This is a genomic window from Actinokineospora xionganensis (genome assembly GCF_014323725.1).
Lineage (GTDB): Bacteria > Actinomycetota > Actinomycetes > Mycobacteriales > Pseudonocardiaceae > Actinokineospora > Actinokineospora xionganensis.
The window spans coordinates 87,798-107,408 of record NZ_JABVED010000013.1 but is presented as its reverse complement, the minus strand read 5'-3'; the positions used below and the strand labels follow the sequence as shown (position 1 = coordinate 107,408).

Here is a 19,611-nt window from a genome sequence, read left to right as displayed (position 1 = left end):
AAGCAGTGAGCGAGACCAGTCGCGTCGGCGTGATCGGATCGGGCCTGATGGGATCGGGCATCGCGGAGGTCTGCGCCCGCGCGGGCTTGGACGTCATCGTCGCCGAGGTGAACGCCACGGCCCTCGACTCGGGCCGCGCCCGCATCGAGAAGTCGCTGGCCCGGGGCGTGAAGAGCGGCAAGCTCGCCGAGGAAGACCGCGACGCGGCGCTGTCGCGCATCCGGTTCACCACGGACCTGGCCGACTTCGCCGACCGCGAGGTCACCATCGAGGCGGTGGCCGAGGACGAGGCGATCAAGACCGAGATCTTCGCGACCCTCGACAAGGTCGTCGAGGCCGACGACGCCATCTTCGCCTCCAACACCTCGTCCATCCCGATCATGAAGCTGGGCATGGCCACCGCCCGCCCGGAACACGTCATCGGCGTCCACTTCTTCAACCCGGTGCCGGTGCTGAAGCTGGTCGAGCTTGTCCCGTCACTGCTGACGGCGGAGGAGACCAAGACCCGCGCGCAGGCGTTCGTCGAGACCGCGCTGGGCAAGCAGGTGATCCTGTCGCAGGACCGCGCGGGCTTCGTCGTCAACGCGCTCCTGGTCCCGTACCTGCTCTCGGCGATCCGGATGATGGAGTCCGGCTTCGCCTCCGCCGAGGACATCGACAACGGCATGGTCCTGGGCTGCGCCCACCCGATGGGCCCGCTGCGGCTCACGGACCTGATCGGCCTCGACACCACCAAGGCCATCGCCGACTCCCTGTACTCGGAGTTCAAGGAGCAGCTGTACTCCGCGCCCCCGCTGCTGCTGCGCATGGTCGACGCGGGTCTGTTGGGCAAGAAGTCGGGACGCGGCTTCTACCAGTACTGACGGGTCCTTTGGTCCTAGCCGGGTACACCCGAACGGCGCAGTATTCACGGTTGGCGGGCTGGGGGCCGCCGCGCCTCAGCAGTCGGACGGGTGGCGCCCGGCTGGCAACCGTGGGAGTCGCCATGGCAGACCTCAAAATCAGTGGAGTGGAGCGGACCGGCGAGGTTCGCAGGTTCCGTGACCACGGCAAGATGGTGTTGGGCACCGCGGGCGCGATGACTCTCGGCAAGGGGATGTTCGAGCCGGGCTGGCGCTGGTCCGAAGACGTCAAACCGCTCGCGGGCACGGACTCCTGTCAGGTCCACCACCTCGGCTACGTCCAGGCGGGCGCCATGGGCATCCGGCTCGACGACGGCCGCGAGTTCGAGATCCACGCCGACGACCTGGTCGACATCCCGCCGGGGCACGATGCCTGGGTGATCGGCGACGAGACCTGCGTGATGCTCGACGCCTCACCGGAGGCCACCGGGTACGCGACCGGTCCGGCCCAGCGGGTCGCACCCTACGCGGACGACAACGTGGCCGCCGTGCGCGCGGGCTACGCCGCGTTCAACAGCGGCGACATCGACACCTTGATGGCGATCCTCGCCAAGGACTGCGTGCAGCACGTGCCGGGCAAGGGCCAACTCGCCGGTGAGTACAAGGGAGTCGAAGCGGTGCTGGGGTACTACGGCAAGCTCGGCGAGCTGACCGACGGCACCTTCCGGGTCGACCTGTCCGAGGTGCACAGCGACGGCAAGAGCCATGTCTGCGCCATCCACCAGGTCTCCGCGACCCGCAACGGCGTCACCAGGGTCAGCCGTGGATCGCTCCTGTTCACCTTCTACGGCGGCCACGCCACCGACCTGCTGGAGCTGCACCTCGATCAGGCGGGCGACGACGCGTTCTTCGCCTGATCAGCCGACACAGGTCGGGCAGCTTCCGGCAGGCCAGGTGCGGGTGTGGACCTCGGTCAGCCACACCTGGGGGAGCCCTAGGCGCGGCCCGACAGCCGGGCCGGTGGGTGCGCACACGAACACGCTCGCGAGGGCGACAGGGTGCGCGCCCGCCTCGGCCAGCGCGCGCACGGTCGCCTCGGTGGCCGACCCGAGGTTGATCGCGTCGTCGACCACCACCACCCGCGCGCCTCTCAGGTCGATCGAGGTGGGCAGGGCGTATCTCGGTGTGCCGTCGACCAGTTCTCGGGTCGTGTAGCCGAATCGAAGGCCCAACGCGGCCGCGACCCATTGTGCGAGGAAAGCCCCGCCGTCGAGCGGGCCGACCACCGCGTCGGCTGGGTGATAACGCAGGATCGCCGCGAGCCGGTCGGCTTCGGCGCGTGCCTGCCGGGGATCGGTGATGAGCACGTCCAGGTCCAGCCAGGTGTCGCCGTGGTGCCCGGACTCGAAGATGAAGTGGCCGCGCCGCAGCAGGTCAGTGCTCACCTGGCCATCCTGCCGTAGTGGTCGAGGAAATGAGGATTACATTACCGACGGGTGTTACTCGTGGGTCACTTTTGGAACGCGAAGATAATGCCGGTATGGAATGCGAGATCACCGTTTAGTGTGAGAATTCGGTCACAACTCAAGTGTTACTCTTCGGTAGTTGTACAAAGTGACGAAGTGGCAGTCATCGCCTTGCGCGACCAGGATCGAACGACCGGAGCCCGCCTCATCGGCGTTGGCTCATATCGCCCCACCGCGGCGGTTCCCAGCGACGTCATCGCGGCCCGCTTCGGCCGCACCGGCGAGTGGATCCGTGAGCGCACCGGGATCGTCTCCCGCCGCTTCGCGGGCGACGAGGAGACCGTCGAGGGCATGGCCGTCGCGGCCGGACTCGAGGCGCTGACCGCGTCGGGGTTAACCGCCGCCGACGTCGACCTGGTGATCGTGGCGACGTGCAGCCATCCCGCACCCATCCCGAGCATCGCCTCCGGTGTCGCCGTCCGCCTCGGCGCGCTCACCGCGGCCGCGTTCGACCTCAACGCCGCCTGCTCCGGGTTCTGCTACTCCCTCGCCGTGGCCGCCGACGCGGTGCGCTCCGGCTCGGCCCGGCACGTCCTGGTCATCGGGACGGAGAAGATGACCTCCCTGGTCGACCAGACCGACCTGGGCACCTCCATCATCTTCGGCGACGGCGCGGGCGCCGTCGTGGTCGGCGCGTCGGCCGACCCCGGGATCGGCCCGATCGTGTGGGGCAGCGACGGCTCCGCCGCCGACCTGATCCACATCCCCGAGGGTGGCCTGATGCACATGGAGGGCCAGGCCGTCTTCCGCTGGGCCACCACCGAGATCCACCCGATCGCGGTGCAGGCCTGCGACCGCGCGGGCGTGCGGCCCGAGGACCTGGCCGCGATCGTTCCGCACCAGGCGAACCTGCGCATCGTCGAGGCGCTCGCCCGCAAGATCGGCGCCCCGGACGCCGTGGTGGCGCGCGACGTCGTCGACCACGGCAACACCTCCGCCGCGTCCATCCCGATGGCGATGGAGCGGATGATCCGCGAGGGCCAGGTCGACCCCGACGGGCTGGCGCTGCTCGTCGGATTCGGCGCGGGACTCACCTACGCGGCCCAGGTCGTGCGTTTTCCGAAGATTTCCGAAAAAGTGCCGGTGAATGCCTGAGCGGAATTATCCGGCCTGCTTGCCGATCAGCTCCTGGAACCAGTGGTAGGAATCTTTCGGCGTCCGCTTCAGCGTGGCGTAGTCGATGTGGACGAGGCCGAACCGTTCCGCGTATCCGGCCGCCCATTCGAAGTTGTCGGTGATCGACCAGGCGAAATAGCCGCGGACGTCGATTCCGTCGGCGATCGCTTCGGCCAGGGCGCGCAGATGCGCGTCGTGGTAGTCGATGCGGGCCTGGTCCGGAACGCGGCCGTCGACGGGGTCGGGGTCGTGGTAGGAGCAGCCGCTTTCGGTGATGTAGAGCGGCGGCAGATCCTCGCGGTACCGGTCGGCGAACATCGACACCGTCTCGCGCAGGCCTTCGGGCACGACGGGCCAGCCGAAGTCGGTCGTCTGGTAGCCGACGACCGGGCGCGGCTCGAACGGCAGACCTGGTGGCAGCAGAGCACCTTCGACCACCGGGGACGGCCCGTCGGTCGCTGACGCGGCGCCCACCACGGTTGGCTGGTAGTAGTTGACGCCGAAGAAGTCCAGCGGCGTGGAGATCACCTTGAGGTCCTCGGCGACCGGCCCGGGCATCGCCTCGGCCAGCTCGTCGACCGGGTAACGTCCGCGCAGCAACGGATCCGAGAACAGCCAGTTCACCAGGGTCGTGTAGGTCTCCGCGGCGGTCACGTCCGCGTCGGCGTCCGACGCGGGCCACACCGGGCCGTGGTTGCTCGCGATGCCGATGTTGGAACACCCGGCCGCGCGCAGTGCCTGGGTGGCCAGACCGTGCCCGAGAAGTTGGTGGTGCACGGCGGGTAGCGCCTCGAAACCCAGCGCCCGGCCGGGCGCGTGGTTGCCCAGCGCGTAGCCGAACATGGTGACGACCACGGGTTCGTTGAGCGGCATCCACATCCGCACCCGGTCGCCGAGCCGCTCGCCGACCGCGGTGGCGTAGTCGGCGAAGTGGTGGACGATGTCGCGGCCGATCCAGCCGCCGTCGTCCTCCAGGGCCTGCGGGGTGTCCCAGTGGAACAGGGTGGCCGCGGGGGCGATCCCGGCCGCGCACAGCTCGTCGACCAGCCGGTCGTAGAAGTCGAGCCCCTTGACGTTGACCGCGCCCTTGCCGTCCGGGACGATCCGCGGCCACGCGATGGAGAAGCGGTACGCGCCGACACCGAGGTCGCGCAGCAGGGCCACGTCCTCGCGGTAGCGGTGGTAGTGGTCCGTCGCGACGGCCCCGGTGTCACCGCCTGCCACCCGGCCCGGTTCGGCGGTGAACGTGTCCCAGACGGAACGGCCGCGGCCGTCCTCGTCGACCGCCCCCTCCACCTGGTAGGCGGCCGACGCCGCGCCCCAGAGGAAGTCTGCGGGGAAGTCCGGGAAGGGCTGCGGCATGCGGGTTCCTCTCAGCGAACTGTTTTGATCCGGTAGACCAGTGCGGCGCCGAGCAGGCCGACGCCCGCGGACACCGTGTACAGCGCGGGATAGCCGCCCAGCCTGCCCACGATCGGCGCGGCGACGACGGGGGCGAGCACCTGGGGGAGCGTGTTGGCGATGTTGATGACGCCGAGGTCCTTGCCCCGGTCGGCGGCGGCGGGCAGCACCTGGGTGATCAGCGCGAAGTCCACCGAGGTGTAGATCCCGAACGAGACACCCAGCACGGTCGCGGCGACCATGGCGCCAGGCCAGGTCGGCCAAACGGCGAGCAGCATCGCGGCGACCGACATCACGATTCCCGACCCTGCCACGAAGACCCGCCGCCTGCCGACCCGGTCCGACCAGTACCCGCCGACCAGCACCGTGCCCAGCAGCGCCAACGCGTAGACGCCGGTGAGGACGACGACCCCGCCCTCGGGGTCGCTGACCCGGACCTGGTCTTTGAGGTAGAACAGGAGATACAGGAGCGCGATGGCGTTGCCGAGGTTGATCAGGAACCTGGTGAGCCACGCCCAGGCGAAGTCCGGGTGCAGGCGGGGGCTGATCCAGAAGCCGCGCAGGAACGCTTTGGTGTCCCACGCGGGCGCTTCGGTGATTGTCCGATCGCGACGGAGCAGCACGAACGGCAGCGACCCGAGGACGACGAACGTCGCGCAGGCCACGTATCCACTCATGACGGTCCCGCCCGCGTAGGCAAGCCCCGTGCCGCCAAGGACGCCCACCGTCTGGGCCACGCCGAAGTACCCGCCTGCGACACCGCGTCTGTCGACTGGCACCTGGTCGGGGATCGCGGCGCTGAGGGCGGCGAAGGGGGCGTTGAGCGCTATCTGGGTCAGTGACCAGCCGGCGATCATGCCCGCGGTCGAGTCCGCCGTGGCCAGCACCATCAGGCCGCCCGCGCCTGCTATCGCACCGCCCGCGACCCAGGGGACCCGTTGGCCGAACCTTGAGGTGGTGCGGTCGGAGAGGGCGCCCCAGAGGGGGTTGGCGATCATCGAGAAGACGGCGCCGATGCCTGCTACCAGGGCGAGGATGCTCTCTTTGGCTGTTGGGTCGATGAGGTTGGCTTGGGTGCCCAGGAGGATTTGGAGGGGTCCGTACCAGCCTACGAAGGTGGCTACTGTGGCCAGGCAGAAGGCGAGGATCCAGCGGGTGGTTGCCTGTGGGGTCGCCGTCTTGGTGACCATGGGCGAGCCTCCCCGCTAACGTGAGACAGAATCACGTAAGAATTGTGGGTGGGGGCTGTTCCGTCAAGGGGCGCTGCGTTGCGGGCCTGATGTGGGGTGGCCGTGCCGGCCTGGTGTGCGGGTGCCTGTTCGGGCCCTTGCGTTTGGTGGATGGGGACGGGGATGGGCAGGAGTGGAGATCATGGGGATCACCGCGACCGAGCCGCGCCGGCGTGCCGGAGGCCGAATTACAGCTCGGGGGCGAATTCTCTGGGGCGGGATCGTAGGCCCAGCAGCCATTCCACCGCTTGTTCGCAGCGCACTGCGGCGAAGCCGTCGCCGAAAGGGTTGTGCGCCGGGGGGACCGCGAGCCGTTCCACTTGGCTTAGGACCAGCTTCTCCGCGATTCGGGCGACCAGTCCGCGTTCGGGGGAGGCTGTCCATGGGTAGCCGGGTCGCTCCGGTTCTGCCCACGCGCCGACGCCGCCGACCAGGACAAGTACGGGCACACCGAAGCTGGGAGCCTGTTCGGCGAGCACGTTCGAGTCGGTGACCACCGCCGCCGCGATCGAGAGCAGGCAGACCTGGTCGGTGTGGTCCACCGGGTCGATGATCGTCACCCGCACCAGCCTGCCCAGGACGTCGTCGGCCACCAGGCGTAGTTCGCTGTCGTATGCGGCGGGGAGCACCACTTCCAGGTCCGGGGTGGCCAGCACGAGATCGGCGACGCCATGCAGCACGGCCGCCAGGTCGTCCTGGCTCCAGCGTGTGGAGTCGAGGCAGACGAGCACCATTCGGCTGCCGCCGTGCAGGACTGCCTCCTCCAGCGCCCGCACCCGGTCGTCGGCGTGTTCGTGGTGGCGTTCGATGGCGCCGAAGCCCGCGTCGACGGCTGTGCTGCCGACTGTGACGACCTTGGGGCCGCCGTGGGCCTCGCAGGCCAGGTTCGCGGCGGCGTCGGCCGTGGCGGCCAGGTGCAGGGAGCTGATCTGGGCGATCAGCCTCCGGTGGCCTTCCTGGGGGAACGGCGCCGTCAGGTCATGCGAGCGCACACCTGCGTCGAGGTGGACCACCGGGATCCGCCGCCAGAACGCCGCCATGGCCGCGCTGAACGCGATGGCGTTGTCGCCCTGGACGAAGACCGCGTCCGGCGCCAGATCCGCGTAGACGCGGTCAAGGGTGTTGAGCAGCCAGGCGGCTCCTTGCGTCGTCTGGCCGTCCAGAGTGGACTCGACGACCAGGCTGGGCAGGATGCCGAAGGCCGAGAGCGCCTCGACTACTTCCTCGGTCTGGTCGCCGCAGGCGATGACGAGGGGGCGGACCCGGGCGCTTCGGCGCATCGCCGCGACTATCGGGGCGATCTTCACCGCGGCGGGCGCGTCGCCCGCGACCAGGCAGACGTGGGGCATGCGGCCCGGTTCGGGTGCGGGGAGCGGGACAAGCGTGTTCGGCATGACCGTCACCCTTCCGCCTGCAATCCCGTGTGACCGGAATTCGTTGCGCGGTAAGACTTGGACGGCTCCGACGCTACCGCCGGCGGTAACCGGACACGGATTCGACACGCCGACCTCGGCGTTTACCACCCAGCCTGGTGACAATGGGCGAACGTCACTCGCGGGGCGCCGGGGTCCGCGTGTTCTGCAGCCGGGTCGCGTAGACGGCGGCCTCGGTGCGGCGGTCGAACCCGAGCTTGTGCAGCAAGGTCGAGACGTAGTTCTTCACGGTCTTCTCGGCGAGGTAGAGCTGCGCCGCGATCTGCCGGTTGGTCATGCCCAGGGCGATCAGGTCGAGGATCTTGCGCTCCTGTGGGCTCAGCGTGCTGTAGCGCGGGTCCTCGCCGCGGCCGCTGCGCAGCCGGTCGAGGACGGTAGCGGTGACCCCGGCGTCGAGCAGCGACCCGCCGCCCGCCAGGGTGCGCACCGCGGCGACCAGGTCGTTGCCGCTGACCTGCTTGAGCATGTACCCGGCCGCACCCGCCATGATCGCGCCGAACAGGGCCTCGTCGTCGGAGAACGAGGTCAGCATCAGGCACGCGGGCGGCGGCACGACCGAGGACCGCAGGTCCCGGCACACGCTGACGCCCTCGCCGTCGGGCAGCCGGACGTCGAGGATCGCTACCTGCGGTCGCAGCGCGGGCACCCGGGCCAGGGCCTGGGCGGCGCTGGCGGCCTCACCCACCACGGTGATGTCCGGTTCGGCGTCGAGGAGTTGCCGCAGGCCCCGACGAACGACTTCGTGGTCGTCGAGCACGAACACCGAGATGCTCATGGATCGGTCTCCTCGTCCGGTTCGGCGTCGGCATGTCTGGGCAGTGGCACGGTCCAGCACACCCGGGTGCCGCCGCGCGCGGGGATCTCGAAGTCACACTGGCCGCCCCAGCGGTGTGCGCGTTGGACCATGTTGGCCAGACCGCTGCGGTAGGGAAGGTCCCCGGGCAGCCCGACGCCGTCGTCCTGGACGAGCAGCTCCAGCCGGGTGGCCCGGCGGTCGACGGCCACCGTGACCTGCACACCGAAGGCGTGCGCGTGGCGCACGACGTTGGACAGGGCCTCGCGCAGGGTCGCGATCAGGTCGCCGTGGGCGTCGGGCGGGACGACGGAGTCGAGCGGCCCCTCAAGCCGCACGGTGGGTTCGTAGCCCAATGAGACTGTCGCGTCGGATATGGTCCGGAGGATCTCCCCACGCAGGCTGTACGGGCCGTTCGCGGGCTCCTGCAGCGAGAAGATGCTGCGGCGGATCTCCCGGATCGTCTGGTCGACATCGGCGACGTAGGTGCTGAGCCGGTCGACGGTCGGCTGGTCGTCGAGCCCACGGCACAGGCCCTGGATGCCGATGCCCACCGCGAACAGCCGCTGGATCACCAGGTCGTGCAGGTCGCGCGCGATGCGGTCGCGCTCCTCGAACAGTGCCAGCCGCTGCCGGTCCTGCTGCGCCTCGGCGAAGTCCATGGCCTGCGCGGCGTGCCCGGCGTAGTTCTCGATCATGCCCAGGTCGTCCTGGTCGAATGGCGCGGCGCCCAGGTACTTCGCGACGATCAGGACCCCCATCGGGTGCGGGCCGGTGCGCAGCGGGACGAACATCGCGGGCCCCAGGTCGGCGATCGGCCCGGGCAGCCGCTGGAAGGTGTGCGCGGACCGGGTGAACGCGGCCTTCCCGAGTTGCTCGATCATCCGGCCGCGCCCGGTGCTGAACACGTCGCCGGTGATGCTGTCGACGATGGGGATGCGCAGACCGTGGAACGCCGGGGCCGGCGCGCCGTCGCCCGCGCGGACCGCCAGGTACTCGGGTCCGTCGGGCACACAGACGGCGGCGATGGCGGCGTCGGGCACGGCCCTGGCCCGGGCCGCGACCAGGCGCAGCCCCTCGTCGGTGTCCGGTCCGGTGCGTAGCACCGAGGTGACCTCGTTGGTGGCCCGCAGCCACTGCTCGCGCCGGTGGCTGGCCTGGTACATCCGGGCGTTCTCGATCGCGAGGCCTGCCGCCGCGGCCAGTGCGCCGAGGACCTCGTCGTCCTCCTCGTCGAATCCCTCGTCGCCGACCTTGTCGGCCAGGTACAGCGCGCCCAGGGTCACACCCCTGGCCCGGATGGGGACGCCGATGAAGGAGCCCATCACGGGATGGTGCTCCGGGAAGCCCGCGGCGGCCGCGTGGCCCGTGACCTTGTCGATGCGGACCGGGCCGACCGCGTCGATCACCAGGCCGAGAACGCCCTCGCCCGAGGGGAGCGTGCCGATGGCGGCCTCGGTCGCGGCATCGACGCCCGTATGGGTGAATTCGACCACCTCGCCGTTCTCGCCGAGGGCAGCCAGCGCGCCGTAGCGGGCGCCGACCAACTCGCAGCCCGCGGCGACGATGCGCCGCATGACATTGCGCAGGGACAGGTCGCTCCCGACCGAGAGCACAGCGTCGAGGAGGTGGCGGACCCGGTCCTGCGACACCTTCGCGGCGGCGGCCAGGTCGATGAGGTCGTGCAGGATCGGATCGGGGGATCTGGCGTGCGGCCCGGCTCCGGCGGGCGGCGCGTCCGTGCGGCTGCCCTCTTTGCCGCGCCCCTTGTCCGCCCCTGTCCTCAACACCGCCCACCGCTTTCGCCCGGGTGCCGCTTGGCGCCTGCACCCGCGGAGGGATCGTGTCCGCTCACGCGGGTGATACATCGATTCGTCGAATTGCGCGCGATCGAGTCTTTCGTTGGTACTACCGTGGCCCCATTCGGCGCTCCGCGCAAGAGCGGATGTGACGCGGTGCTATCGGTTAGTCGCCGCCATGAAGATCGTTTGGCTGGTGATCTCCTCACGGATTGCGACCGTCCGCGCCTGATTGACCACGATTGGCTACAACAGGTAGGCCGAGTGGGTCAGTCCCTTGGTCTCTCGACAGGGTCCGACCGGTATTCGGAAATGTTCGCGTGTCATTCCGTCAATTCGCTTGCGGAAATCCAGCGCAAATTCCAGCGGTGCGGGCCGCCACGGAAAACCGTGCGCGACAATGGTGCCACGTCGATTCGCCAGAACGCCGGCGGATCGGCGCCAAGGGTGGTCACGATCATCGCCTTCACCACGGCCGGATGTGTGACGGCGACGATCCGCCTGCCCGGCTGAAGATCGTCGAGCCAGTCCGCGACCCGGGTCAGCAAGTCCACAATGGACTCTCCGCCGTGCGGGGCGGCCTTCGGGTCGGTGAGCCAGCGGGCGACCTCCTCGGGTTCGGCGCCCGCGACCTCGTCGAGCGTCCGGCCCCGCCACCGCCCGTAGTCGCAGTCGCGCAGCCGGTCGTCGATCTCCGCGGTGATCCCGAGCGCCGCGGCGGTCTGCGCGCATCGCGTCTCCGGCCCGCGCGAGGCACTGTCCACCCGACCCGGCCCGGCTACGTCGAGCGACCGCTCGACCGGTTCGTCGCGGGGAAACGCCGCCATTCGGGTGGCCGCGGTCGCGCCATGGCTGACCACGGTCAACGTCGCGCTCATGAGATATCCCACCGTCCGAACGGCCGCGTTGACAGTGCCATCCCGGCTCCAATACTTTTCAGAGTCGACCCTGATGGTAGAAGGAAGCCGGTGAGAATCCGGCACGGCCGCGCCACTGTGATCGGTCCCGGAGCACCCGGAGCCGAAGTCAGACCCTCCACCATCGTCCCGCTCCACTGACTGGGCCGCGTGAAGCCCCGAGGAGGATCTCATGACGCATGCCGTCGCGAACCCCACTCCGATCCCGCTGAGCATCCCGATTCGGCAGACCCTGCCGTACGCGATCTTCGTGGGTGTTCTGTCCCTGCTCGCCATGTACTTCGTCGGAGCCGAGCAGGGTGCGCTGGCGATCTTCGAGGGCACCTCTGTCCACGAACTCGTTCACGACGCGCGTCACCTGCTGGGCTTCCCGTGCCACTGACCGACTCCGTGACCTCTGAGACCCGGCCGGAGAGCGCGTCCGCCGCGCTCACCGTCCGATCGGTGTTGATCTGGGGTCTGCTGGCCGGTCTGGTCGGCGGGCTCTTGGCCTTCGGGTTCGCCGCCGCTTTCGGCGAGCCCTCGGTCGACCGCGCAATCGAACTCGAAGAGGCGGCGGGGGCGCCCGCGGGCGAGTCCCATGGCCACGCCGAAGGGGCCGCCGAGGAGGAAGAGGGCTTCACCAGGGCCTTCCAGTCCACGGTCGGCCTGGGCATCGGCTCCGTCGTCTTCGGACTCGGCCTGGGTGGGCTGTTCGGCCTCGCCTTCGCGTTCGCCTACGGCCGGATCGGCACCCGCACCCCGGGTTCCACCGCGCTGGCGGTGGCGGGCATCGGCTACGTCGCGGTGGTGCTGGTGCCATTCCTGACGTACCCGGCGAACCCGCCCGCCGTCGGCAGCGCCGACACCATCGGCGACCGCACCGCCCTGTTCTTCGCGATGATCGGCATCTCGGTGGTGCTGGTGATCGCCGGGACGGTGCTCGCCCGATCGCTGACCCCGAGGCTCGGCGGCTTCACCGCCACCGCGGTGTCCGTGCTCGGGTACGTGGTCGTGGTGACGGCGGTGGCGAAGCTGCTGCCGTCGTTCCAGGAGATCCCAAAGGATTTCCCCGGTGACTTGATCTGGGACTTCCGGATCGCTTCCCTGGGCACCTCCGCGGTGCTGTGGGCGGCTATCGGCGTCACCTTCGCGGTTCTGATGACTCGGAGCCTGCGCCGCACGGCCTGATTTCGTCGTACCCGAACCGCCGAGCCCCTCTTGTGAGGAGCTCGGCGGTTCGGTCTTTCAGGTCGCGGTGACGAACGCGGTGATCGCGTCCGGGTCGCCCGCCGGGTGCGTGTGCAGGTAGGAGGCGTGGACGTTGCCCTGGATGAAGCCCTCGCGGCGGGTCACACCCTCGTGGTCACGCCAAGCCCACGCCGGTGTGGCGCCGTGGACGGGGGTGGTGACCGTGCGGTGGAACTCGTGGCCGGTCACCCTCCTGCCCTCGGGCCGCAGTGGCGACGCCGCCATCGAGACGGCGTCGCGGTAGCCCAGGGTCAGCCGGGGGTTCATGGCGGCAGTCGCGGGCAGGACGCCGCACATGGGCTTGCCGTCCAGTTCGGACACCAGGTAGAGCAGGCCGCCGCACTCGGCGTGGATCGGCGCGCCCGACTCGGCCAGCGCGCGGACGTCCGCACGGAGCTTCTCGTTGGCCGACAGCGCTTCGGCGTGCTGTTCGGGGAATCCGCCGGGCAGCACCAGCCCGGCCGTGCCCGGAGGAAGGCTCTCATCCCGCAGCGGGTCGACCACCGCGATCTCCGCGCCGGCCGCCCGGAGCAGCTCCACATGCTCGGCGTAGCCGAAGGTGAAGGCCGGGCCCCCGGCGACCGCGATCACCGGGCGGCCCGGCACGGCCGCGACCTCCTCGGCGGGATCCCAGACGGGGCCGGGGAAATCCGGTGCTGAGCGGGCCAGCCCCACGACCGCGTCGAGGTCCACCGAGGCGTCGATCAGGTCGGCCATAGCCTCGACCGCGCGCATCGCCGCGGCGCCGTGCTCGACCGCGGGGATCAGCCCGAGGTGCCGCGACGGGACATCGACCTCGACCGCGCGCCGCACCGAGCCCAGCACGGGCAGCCCGACATCGGCGCAGGCCTCGCGCAGCACCTGGTCGTGCCGGTCGGAGCCGACCTGGTTGAGCACCACGCCAGTCATCCGCACGCCTGCCCGGTACGACCGGAAACCGTGCAGCAGGGCGGCCAGGCTCGTACTCTGCCCGCGGGTGTCGACCACCAGCACAACGGGCGCGTCGATCAGCTCGGCCACGTGCGCGGTCGAGCCATACCCGCCCGCCTCGACCTGATGGCCGATGCGCCCGTCGAACAGGCCCATCACGCCCTCGACGACCGCGATGTCCGCGCCCAGCGCGCCATGGCGGAACATCGGTCCGACGCGGTGTTCACCGACGAGCACGGGGTCGAGGTTGCGCCCCGGCCTGCCACCGGCCAGCGTGTGATAGCCGGGATCAATGTAGTCCGGGCCGACCTTGAACGGCGCCACGGCGTGCCCGCGTCTGCGCAGCGCGGCCATGAGGCCGGTGGCGATCGTGGTCTTGCCACTGCCCGACCCGGGCGCGGCGATGACCAGTCTGGCTACCACTCGATGCCCTTCTGGCCCTTCTGTCCCGCGTCCATCGGGTGCTTGACCTTGGTCATGTGCGTCACCAGGTCGGCGGCGTCCACAAGGGACTGCGGCGCGTCGCGGCCGGTGATCACCACGTGCTGGTGGCCGGGCCGGTTCGCCAGGGTGTGCACGACATCCTCGACGTCGATCCAGCCCCACTTGAGCGGGTAGGTGAACTCGTCGAGCACGTAGAGCCCGTGGGTCTCCTCGCCGAGCCTGCGCTTGATCTCCGCCCAGCCCTCACGCGCGGCCTCGGCATGGTCGTCGTCGGTGCCCGCCTTGCGCGACCAGGACCACCCCGAACCCATCTTGTGCCACTCGACCGGTCCGCCCTCGCCGGTCTCCTCGTGCACCTTGCCCAGCGCGAGGAACGCGGTCTCCTCGCCGACGCGCCACTTCGCGGACTTCACGAACTGGAACACGCCGATCGACCAGCCCTGGTTCCAACCGCGCAGCGCGAGCCCGAAAGCGGCGGTCGACTTGCCTTTCATCTCACCGGTGTGGACCACCACCAGCGGCCGGTTGCGGCGCTGCCGGGTGGTTCGGCCGTCGTCGGGGACGACTTCGGGTTTGCCTTGTGGCATCGGTGTTTCTCTCCCTCTACGCGGCGCGGGCGGCGCGAACCACGCCCGCCACCGAGTCCGCCGACAGTTCTTCCAGACGCAGGCCGGTGCCGCCGAGCGCGGCGGTGAGCTTGCCCGCCAGGCCGAGCCGGACCGGGCCGCTCTCGCAGTCCACGACGACGCTCGCCGTGCCTTCGGCCGCGATCATCGCCGCGGCCCGCATCGCGTCGCCGACAGCGTCGCGCGAGACCGCCACCGTGGCCCGGCCGTCGGTCACGACGACGAGGAGCGCGCGCCTGCGCGGGTCACGGAGACGTTCCACGGCAAGGGTTTTGCGGGCGCGGAGCAGGCCGTCGGCCAGCGGGGTGCGCCCGCCCGTGCGCAGGTCACGCAGCCTCGCCACCGCCGCTTCCACCGACGAGGTCGGCGGCAGCGCGAGTTCGGCGGACGACCCGCGGAAGGTGACCAGGCCGACCTTGTCGCGGCGCTGGTAGGCGTCGCGCAGCAGGGAGACGACGGCGCCGGTCACCGCGGACATCCGCTTGCGCGCGGCCATGGACCCGGACGCGTCGACCAGGAACAGGACCAGGTTGCTCTCGCGGCCTTCGCGCACGGCTTTGCGCACGTCGGCGGAGCGCACGATCAGCCCGGCGCCGGTGCGCCCCCGGTCGCGCTGGTAGGGCGCGGCGGCGGTCAGCGTGCCGACCAGGTGGATGCCGGAGCCCTGCGAGGTCGAGGCCCTCAGCGCCCGACCGGAGCCCGCGCGCGAGCGGGATCGGCGGCCTGGGGCGCCTTCGCCGACACCGGCGATCTCCAGCTGCCGGGCCCGGAACGCCGGGTCCGGTGTCGCCGGGCCTTGACCACCGGACGGTGACGGCGGCGCTTCGGCGTTCTGTGGTCCTTGTGAAGGTCCGCTCGGTCCCTCGCCGGGCTCGGGTGCGCCACCACCAGGGCCGTCGGGTCCGGGATCAGGATCGGGCTCAGCGTCCTCAGCCGCGTCCTTGAGCGCCTGGTCGAGCTGGTCCTGCTCGATGCCGGGCTCGTCGAACGGGTCGCGCCTGCGCCGGTGCGGCAGCGCCAGCCGGGCGGCGACCTCCACATCGGACTCCTCGACCCGCTCCGCGCCGCGCCACGCGGCGTGCGCGACCGCGGTGCGCGCGAGCACGAGGTCGGCGCGCATGCCGTCGACGTCGAACGCTGCGCAGACAGCGGCGATGCGACGCAGCTCGGAGTCGGGCAGCGACACCTCGGGCAGCGCCTTGCGGGCCGCCACGATCCGGGTCGCCAGCTCGGAGTCCGAAGAGGACCAGCGCTCGGCGAACCCGGCGGGGTCGGCTTCGAAGGCGAGCCTGCGGCGGATGACCTCGGTGCGGGTGGGCACGTCCCGTGAGGCACGCACCTCGACGGTGAGCCCGAACCGGTCGAGCAGCTGCGGGCGCAGCTCGCCTTCCTCCGGGTTCATGGTGCCGACCAGCAGGAACGACGCGGCGTGCGAGACCGACACGCCTTCGCGCTCGACGTGCGCGCGGCCCATGGCGGCGGCGTCGAGCAGCAGATCGACCAGGTGGTCGTGCAGCAGGTTGACTTCGTCGACGTAGAGGACACCGCGGTGCGCTGCGGCGAGCAGACCCGGCTGGTAGGCCCGGACGCCCTCGGTCAACGCGCGCTCCAGGTCGAGGGAGCCGATGAGCCGGTCCTCGGTCGCGCCGACCGGCAGCTCGACGAGCCGCGCGGGCCGGGTGTCGTCGTCGAAGTCGGTGTGCGGGCCGTCGGGACAATGCGGGTCGGGTCGCTCGGGGTCGCAGCTGAACCGGCAGCCCGCGACAACCGAGGCCTCCGGCAACAGGGCGGCCAGCGCGCGCACGATGGTCGACTTCGCGGTGCCCTTCTCCCCTCGGACCAGCACGCCGCCGATTCCGGGGTGCACCGAGTTGAGCAGCAGGGCGAGGCGGAGATCGTCGTGGCCGACGACGGCGGAGAACGGGTAGCCGCTCATCGGCGCACGACGGAGACAGACGGCACAACAGGGATGGCTGGCAGCACGCCATGATCCTCACTCCGGGTCCGCGCCCGGGTCGGTCTTGGCAGGGGTGGAGTGTCCTGGCTCCCGGATCGCCGCGCCGCTCCGGCCTTCCCAGGGCGGGTGCCCCGGTGGCGCGCGGGGGAGTGGCGCTCCCCGGTGACAGTGGCGGGACCGCACCGGATTCGCACCGGTTTCCTCGCTCACCCTGCTTGGTCGGTCACATCGTCGCAGATGGGGATGCGGTGGCCAAGCCACGTGGCGTGGATCTCGACTACCCGTCGGTTAACGTCTTCATTTGTGGTGACAGTGGTGGGCATCGGAGCGGACGGCTGGGCGGGACTGACCGACCCGGCCCGCGACGCGTTGGCCAGGGCCGACGTTGTCGTCGGCGGCGCGCGCCAGCTGGGGCTGCTGCCCGACGATGTCAAGGCAGAACAGGTCGAGTGGCCCTCGCCGCTGCTGCCCGCGATCCCGGGCTTGCTCGACACGCACCGCGGTCGGGAGGTGTGCGTGCTGGCCAGCGGCGACCCGACCTTCTACGGCATCGGGACCACGCTGAGCCGCTTCACCGAGGTCCGTGTGCTGCCGCACCCGTCGTCGGCGTCGCTGGCGTGCGCGCGGCTGGGCTGGGCGCTGGAGGACGTGGAGATCATCAGCGCGGTGGCCCGGCCGGTCGCCCGGCTGCACGCGGTGGTCCACCCCGGTGCCCGGGTGCTGGTGCTCAGCGAGGACGCCTCGACTCCGGCCGCCGTGGCCTCCCTGCTGACCGCCCGTGGGTTCGGGGAGAGCGTCATGACCGTGCTGACCGACGTGGGCGGCCCGGGTGAGCGGGTCGACACCGGCATCGCCGACGGCTGGTCGGCCGAGGTCGGCGCGCTGAACGTGGTGGCCGTGGAGTGCGTGGCCAGCGTCGGCGCCCGCCGATTGGCGACGGCGCCCGGGTTACCGGACGACACGTATGAGCACGATGGCCAGATCACCAAGCGGGAGATCCGCGCGGTCACCATCGCCGCGTTGGCCCCCGAACCAGGGCAGCTCCTGTGGGACGTCGGCGGCGGGTCGGGGAGCATCGGCATCGAATGGATGCGCAGCCACCCGTCCTGCCGGGCCATCGCGATCGAGCCGAACGAGGACCGCGCGGCCCGCATCGCCCGCAACGCGAGCAGGCTCGGTGTCCCCGCGCTGCGCGTCGTGCCGGGGTTCGCGCCGGACGCGCTCGCGGACCTGCCCGAGCCGGACGCGGTGTTCATCGGCGGCGGGGTCACGGTCGAAGGCGTGATCGCGGCGGGCTGGGCGGCGCTGAAACCTGGCGGCAGGCTGGTGGTCAACGCCGTGACGTTGGAGTCCGAGGCGCTCGTCACCCGGTGGCGAGCCGACCTCGGCGGCGAGCTGATCCGCTTGGCGATCAGCCGGGCCGCGCCGCTGGGTGGGTTCACCGCCTGGCGGCCGATGTTGCCGGTCACGCAGTGGACCGTGCAGAAGGAGGACACATGACCGTGCACTTCATCGGGGCCGGCCCGGGAGCGGCGGACCTGATCACCGTGCGCGGACAGCGGATCATCTCGGCGTCGCCGGTGTGCTTGTACGCAGGCGCCCTGGTGCCCGACGAGCTGCTCGACCTGTGTCCGCCCGGGGCCCGAAAGGTCGATACGGCGAACCTGACCCTCGACGAGATCATCGACGAGATCATCGCCGCGCACGCGCAGGGCCACGACATCGCCCGCCTGCACTCCGGCGACCCGTCGGTGTTCAGCGCGGTGGCGGAGCAGGCCCGCCGACTCGACGCGGCGGGAATCCCGTACGACATCACCCCCGGCGTGCCCGCCTTCGCCGCCGCGGCGGCGTCTTTGCGCACCGAGCTGACCGTCCCGGGTGTCGGTCAGACGGTGGTGCTGACCAGGACCTCGGCGCGCGCCACCCCGATGCCTGCGGGCGAGGACCTCGACACCCTCGGCCGCAGCCGCGCGACGATGGTGCTGCACCTGGCCGTGCAGCGGATCGACGAGGTCGTCGCCGAGCTGGTGCCGAACTACGGTCCACTGTGTCCGGTCGCGGTGGTGGCCTACGCGTCGCGTGCGGACGAGGTGATCCTGCGCGGCACGCTGTCCGACATCGCCGCCCGCGTGCGGGAAGCGGGCATCAAGCGGACCGCGGTGATCATCGTCGGCCGGGTGCTCGCGGCGGAGGGATTCTGCGACAGCCACCTGTACTCGGCCGCGCGCGAGCGTCAGTGAGCGCGGCCGACGATCGCGCCCGCGCGGTCGATCGCGACCACGTCCACCGCCACCTCGGCGCCGCGCAGGACTTCCACGGCGGTGCGCCTGGCGCCCTCGGCGACGGCGTCGCCCAGTGGGATTCCGTTGGCCTGCGACAAGGTGAGGGCTTCGAGCGCGGTGTTGGCGCCGAGGATTCGTTCTGCCAACTCGGTGTCGCCGCCTGCTTCCGTGGCGGTCCGCGCGAGGGCGGCCAGATTGACCTGGGAGCGGGCGGAATGCAGGTCGAGGTGGCCGTCGGCGAGTTTGGAGAGCTTCGCGAATCCGCCGGCGATGGTCAGCTTGGGCACCGGGTGGCGGCGCAGGTACTTGAGCACCGCTCCCGCGAAGTCGCCCATGTCGAGCAGGGCGTCCTCGGGCAGCCCGTACAGGTCCATCACCGTGCGCTCCGACGTCGAGCCGGTGCAGCCCGCCACATGCTGGTAGCCTGCCGCCCGGGCGACGTCGATGCCGCGGCGGATGCTGTCGATCCACGCCGAGCAGGAGTACGGGACCACGACTCCCGTCGTGCCCAGGATGGACAGCCCGCCAAGGATTCCCAGCCGCGGGTTCCACGTCTTGCGGGCCAGTTCCTCGCCGCGGTCCACCGAGATCTCGACCACGACGTCACCGGTCCCGCCATGCAGTGCGGCGACCACGGCGACGTGGTCGCGCATGAGCGTGCGGGGCACCGGATTGATCGCGGGCTCGCCGACGGCGAGCGGCAGCCCGGCTTTGGTGACCGTGCCGACGCCCGGCCCCGCGACGAACGTGACCCCGCTGCCCGGCTCGCCGTGCCGCACCGTCGAGCGGATCAGCGCGCCATGGGTGACGTCCGGGTCGTCGCCCGCGTCCTTGACCACGCCCGCCATGGCGCTGCCGGGATCGAGGTCCTCCACGGCCAGGGCGAAGGCCGGTGTCTGTCCTTTGGGGAGCGTGATGGTGACCGGGTCGGGGAACTCGCCGGTGAGCAGCGCGGTGTAGGCGGCCGTCGTCGCCGCCGTGGCGCACGCGCCCGTCGTCCAGCCGTAGCGCAGCCCTTCCGGCGTGCGCCGTTCCTCGGTCATACCACCAGGGTGCCTGGTCGGCTCGGCCCGATGTCACCGGGGG

At 70.9% G+C, this 19,611-nt stretch carries 18 protein-coding genes and 1 riboswitch; of the genes, 7 read left to right on the top strand and 11 right to left on the bottom strand.

What is annotated here, in order from left to right; all coding sequences use genetic code 11:
• The first annotated feature begins 5 nt into the window (after positions 1-5).
• Together GPZ80_RS22330 and GPZ80_RS22325 are read left to right on the top strand one after the other, a co-directional pair.
• On the top strand, positions 6-863 hold the full coding sequence (locus GPZ80_RS22330) for a 3-hydroxybutyryl-CoA dehydrogenase (protein ID WP_312880500.1): 858 nt from the start codon (positions 6-8) through the stop codon (positions 861-863).
• Positions 864-985: 122 nt separating this feature from the next.
• Positions 986-1,759, top strand: coding sequence for a nuclear transport factor 2 family protein (locus GPZ80_RS22325; RefSeq protein ID WP_187222956.1), 774 nt, complete (start codon positions 986-988; stop codon positions 1,757-1,759).
• Here the strand turns inward: GPZ80_RS22325 and GPZ80_RS22320 are convergent, their stop codons facing one another.
• Positions 1,760-2,287: an orotate phosphoribosyltransferase gene (locus GPZ80_RS22320; RefSeq protein WP_187222955.1), complete on the bottom strand. Its 528-nt coding sequence runs from the start codon at positions 2,285-2,287 to the stop codon at positions 1,760-1,762.
• A 177-nt stretch (positions 2,288-2,464) separates the two neighbouring features.
• On the opposite strand from GPZ80_RS22320, the gene GPZ80_RS22315 reads away from it, so the two are divergent.
• The gene (locus GPZ80_RS22315; RefSeq protein WP_312880498.1) at positions 2,465-3,463 is read left to right on the top strand and encodes a beta-ketoacyl-ACP synthase III; all 999 of its coding nucleotides are present in this window, start codon (positions 2,465-2,467) and stop codon (positions 3,461-3,463) included.
• Between the two features lie 6 nt (positions 3,464-3,469).
• Here the strand turns inward: GPZ80_RS22315 and GPZ80_RS22310 are convergent, their stop codons facing one another.
• The 6 genes from GPZ80_RS22310 to GPZ80_RS22285 form a co-directional block, all read right to left on the bottom strand.
• Positions 3,470-4,846 carry a GH1 family beta-glucosidase gene (locus GPZ80_RS22310; RefSeq protein ID WP_187222953.1) on the bottom strand — a complete coding sequence of 459 codons (1,377 nt, stop codon included), beginning with the start codon at positions 4,844-4,846 and terminating at the stop codon, positions 3,470-3,472.
• A gap of 11 nt (positions 4,847-4,857) precedes the next feature.
• Positions 4,858-6,075 (bottom strand): MFS transporter, encoded by a 1,218-nt coding sequence (locus GPZ80_RS22305; RefSeq protein WP_187222952.1) that lies wholly within the window; start codon positions 6,073-6,075, stop codon positions 4,858-4,860.
• A 227-nt stretch (positions 6,076-6,302) separates the two neighbouring features.
• The gene (locus GPZ80_RS22300; protein ID WP_187222951.1) at positions 6,303-7,508 is read right to left on the bottom strand and encodes a UDP-N-acetylglucosamine 2-epimerase; all 1,206 of its coding nucleotides are present in this window, start codon (positions 7,506-7,508) and stop codon (positions 6,303-6,305) included.
• A gap of 154 nt (positions 7,509-7,662) precedes the next feature.
• Positions 7,663-8,322, bottom strand: coding sequence for a response regulator (locus GPZ80_RS22295; protein ID WP_187222950.1), 660 nt, complete (start codon positions 8,320-8,322; stop codon positions 7,663-7,665).
• A complete protein-coding gene (locus tag GPZ80_RS22290; RefSeq protein ID WP_187222949.1) occupies positions 8,319-10,130 on the bottom strand; it encodes a GAF domain-containing sensor histidine kinase in 1,812 nt (603 codons plus the stop codon). Before GPZ80_RS22290 ends, GPZ80_RS22295 begins: the two co-directional genes overlap by 4 nt.
• A 332-nt stretch (positions 10,131-10,462) precedes the next feature.
• On the bottom strand, positions 10,463-11,017 hold the full coding sequence (locus tag GPZ80_RS22285) for a histidine phosphatase family protein (RefSeq protein WP_187222948.1): 555 nt from the start codon (positions 11,015-11,017) through the stop codon (positions 10,463-10,465).
• Between the two features lie 211 nt (positions 11,018-11,228).
• Here GPZ80_RS22285 and GPZ80_RS22280 point away from each other — a divergent pair, with 211 nt between their 5' ends.
• On the top strand, positions 11,229-11,438 hold the full coding sequence (locus GPZ80_RS22280) for a CbtB domain-containing protein (RefSeq protein ID WP_091382376.1): 210 nt from the start codon (positions 11,229-11,231) through the stop codon (positions 11,436-11,438).
• A gap of 8 nt (positions 11,439-11,446) precedes the next feature.
• The gene (locus GPZ80_RS22275; RefSeq protein ID WP_312880497.1) at positions 11,447-12,226 is read left to right on the top strand and encodes a CbtA family protein; all 780 of its coding nucleotides are present in this window, start codon (positions 11,447-11,449) and stop codon (positions 12,224-12,226) included.
• 57 nt (positions 12,227-12,283) lie between these two features.
• Here GPZ80_RS22275 and GPZ80_RS22270 read toward each other — a convergent pair whose 3' ends face one another.
• From GPZ80_RS22270 to GPZ80_RS22260, 3 genes are read right to left on the bottom strand one after another with little or no spacing between them, the layout of a single operon-like run.
• Entirely contained in the window at positions 12,284-13,639 is a 1,356-nt protein-coding gene (locus GPZ80_RS22270; protein ID WP_187222946.1) for a cobyrinic acid a,c-diamide synthase CobB, read from the bottom strand.
• Entirely contained in the window at positions 13,633-14,247 is a 615-nt protein-coding gene (gene cobO / locus GPZ80_RS22265) for a cob(I)yrinic acid a,c-diamide adenosyltransferase (RefSeq protein WP_187222945.1), read from the bottom strand. Before cobO ends, GPZ80_RS22270 begins: the two co-directional genes overlap by 7 nt.
• 16 nt (positions 14,248-14,263) lie before the next feature.
• The gene (locus GPZ80_RS22260) at positions 14,264-16,222 is read right to left on the bottom strand and encodes a putative cobaltochelatase (RefSeq protein ID WP_187222944.1); all 1,959 of its coding nucleotides are present in this window, start codon (positions 16,220-16,222) and stop codon (positions 14,264-14,266) included.
• Between the two features lie 98 nt (positions 16,223-16,320).
• Positions 16,321-16,446, bottom strand: a riboswitch (cobalamin riboswitch).
• Positions 16,447-16,546: 100 nt separating this feature from the next.
• Between GPZ80_RS22260 and cbiE the strand changes: the two genes are divergently transcribed.
• The gene (gene cbiE, locus GPZ80_RS22255; protein ID WP_312880496.1) at positions 16,547-17,743 is read left to right on the top strand and encodes a precorrin-6y C5,15-methyltransferase (decarboxylating) subunit CbiE; all 1,197 of its coding nucleotides are present in this window, start codon (positions 16,547-16,549) and stop codon (positions 17,741-17,743) included.
• Positions 17,740-18,483 (top strand): precorrin-4 C(11)-methyltransferase, encoded by a 744-nt coding sequence (gene cobM / locus GPZ80_RS22250; RefSeq protein WP_187222942.1) that lies wholly within the window; start codon positions 17,740-17,742, stop codon positions 18,481-18,483. The genes cbiE and cobM overlap by 4 nt, the downstream gene beginning before the upstream one ends.
• Here cobM and GPZ80_RS22245 read toward each other — a convergent pair.
• On the bottom strand, positions 18,477-19,568 hold the full coding sequence (locus tag GPZ80_RS22245; RefSeq protein ID WP_187222941.1) for a cobalt-precorrin-5B (C(1))-methyltransferase: 1,092 nt from the start codon (positions 19,566-19,568) through the stop codon (positions 18,477-18,479). The two genes, cobM and GPZ80_RS22245, sit on opposite strands and share 7 nt — an antisense overlap.
• Positions 19,569-19,611 lie beyond the last annotated feature (43 nt).